General features: G+C 42.4%; 1 protein-coding gene. It reads left to right on the forward strand.

Going from position 1 to position 2467, the window contains the following annotated elements; translation table 11 throughout:
- Window positions 1-2467: reverse transcriptase domain-containing protein (locus tag ACRC28_RS04215; RefSeq protein ID WP_438542205.1), on the forward strand; the 2467-nt coding region annotated here is incomplete at both ends.

The raw sequence follows: 2467 nt of genomic DNA on the forward strand, positions 1-2467 counted from the left end.
GATATTGCCACTTATCTTCAACAGTTCAATCAAATCCACCCCGAAACTACAACATTCCGAGAACATCTCGAAAATGTGAGGAAAGAACTCGATCCAGTTCTTATTCCTCTTCTCGGAGACTATGCTGATATCTTTCCCGATAAATTCCCCCGGATGATCCCAACTACCCAATGTGTTGACATGAATATCACGACTATCCCTGGAAAAATTCCTCCCAAAGGATTCCGATATAAGCACAGCGCGCGCGATTGGGATATACTGAAAGCACATATCGAAGAATTACTAGAAGCTGAACAAATCGCTATATCCCATACCCCTTACGCGGCCCCTTGTTTTTGTGTTAGCAAGAAGACCGATGGGGATACGATTAAGGGAAAAAATGATGCACGAGTTGTCATTGATTATCGCGAACTCAACCGAATCACAATTGCACCAGATTTCCCACCCCCGAACATTCAGCAGGTTTTGGAAATGCTTCGAGGAGCACGGGTTTTTTCAGCCCTGGACTTGGCACGAGGCTTTCACCAAATCAGAATTGCTCCCGAAGATCAGCACAAAACAGCTTTTCACACACCGTTTGGACAGTACGAATTTCGAGTTATGCCTTTTGGATTAAAGGGTTCTCCTAGTATATTCCAAACCGTGATGAATCAGGTATTCTTTGACTTATTGGGAAAATGTGTAGTTGTGTATATGGATGATGTTCTAATTTATTCCAAAACTCGGGAACTACATCTAGAACATCTTGCATCAGTTTTCAAACGGTTAAGAGAAGTTCGACTTTATTGTAAATTTGTAAAATGTAAATTCATGACAGATAAAATCGAATATGTGGGGTATACTATTACCCCTGATGGAGTAATACCTTCCCGATCAAAGATTAATGAGATTAGCATTCTCCCGGAAATACTTGAAAATGTTACCCAGGTACGACAATTTCTCGGAATTGTAAATTATTGTCGAATGTTCATGGGTCCGGACTTTGCTCAGATTGCAGCACCTTTAACACGACTAACCAAGAAAAATGTGGAGTTCAGCTGGCTTCCAGAGCACACTATAGCCGTCCAAACTCTTAAACAACGATTAGCCGAATACGTTACTTTGGCGCTCCCTGATTCGACACAGCCTTTTGTGCTTAAGACCGATGCTTCTGCTACCGGGATAGGAGCCACTTTAGAACAGAACGGAAAACCTGTGGCGTTTATGAGCCATGTGCTGGTTGGTCCCCAACTAGCCTACCCAGCTTACGACCTGGAGCTACTGGCCCTAATAACGGCATTACAGAGATGGCAACATCTTCTGAGAGAAGCTCCCGAAATTCGTCTATTAACAGACCATCAACCTCTCCAATACTTATTACGATCTAGCACTACTCAACCAGTGCGTAGCCGGACAGCTAAATGGTTGTCATTCCTCAGTGAATTTCCCCATTTAACTATTGACTATCTGCCCGGAAAAAAGAATATTGCGGCAGACGCATTATCTCGTTTACCTTTGAAGGACAAGCTTCTTCCGGCCCCGATATTACTTGCTATTACTCGAGGGCAGACCCGAAAAGAATTTCCTTCCGAAAACGACGATCAAGCACGACGAAATTACTACCAAAAGCGTTTTGGTAAAGATTTTGACATATTAGACGAAACCGAAAATAAACCGTTGTCTAAACGAAAAAGACGAAGAGAGGAGTGGAAAAAGCGAAATGTGATCACTACGACTATTGACCAGAATCCTTCCTCCTCTCGGTCAAGTTCGACCCCGAACCCGTTGCCTAGTGCAACACCCTTAGACCCGACTACAGGAGATGATCCTCCTACAGTTCTACCTGAGAACGAGAATACCAGTGCTATTGACTCCCGAACTACGGGATTACCCCGTATTGACAAAGAAAATTCCGAAAAAGAGATAACTGGAATTGTTATCGGAGACGAAAATTGGTTTAAAGCTTTAATTAAAAGCGAAAAATGGGGACCAATTTTGAAGGTGCTAAAACACCAGAGAATACATCGATACAAGACGAATCGAGGAAAACTTATCGAAGAATATCTTCTCCATGGAAATTACTTGAAACAGAGATGTGAAACTCTCTGGAGAATCTGTGTCCCAGATGACGATTTGTATCGGGTGCATATTATTTATGCTCACCACGACATTTTAACTGCGGGACATCCTGGAGAAAAGAAAACGTATCAAGCCGTTAGCCGTTGTTATGTATGGCCAGGTATGAAAAAGTATATTACTAATTATGTAGCGTCTTGTGTTCGTTGCCAGACCAGTAAACGTATTAGTCAAAAATCAGCAGGACTATTACAGCCATTACAGATTCCCAGTCGAAGATGGGATCAGATCTCCATGGATTTTGTGACAAACCTTCCTGTCAGTAAACAAGGAAATGACAGTGTTCTAGTCGTCATCGACATGCTCAGCAAAATGGCCCATCTGATTCCATGTAAAAATACTATTTCTGCCA

The organism is Clostridium sp., assembly GCF_051650885.1.
Classification (GTDB): Bacteria; Bacillota; Clostridia; order Clostridiales; family Clostridiaceae; genus Clostridium.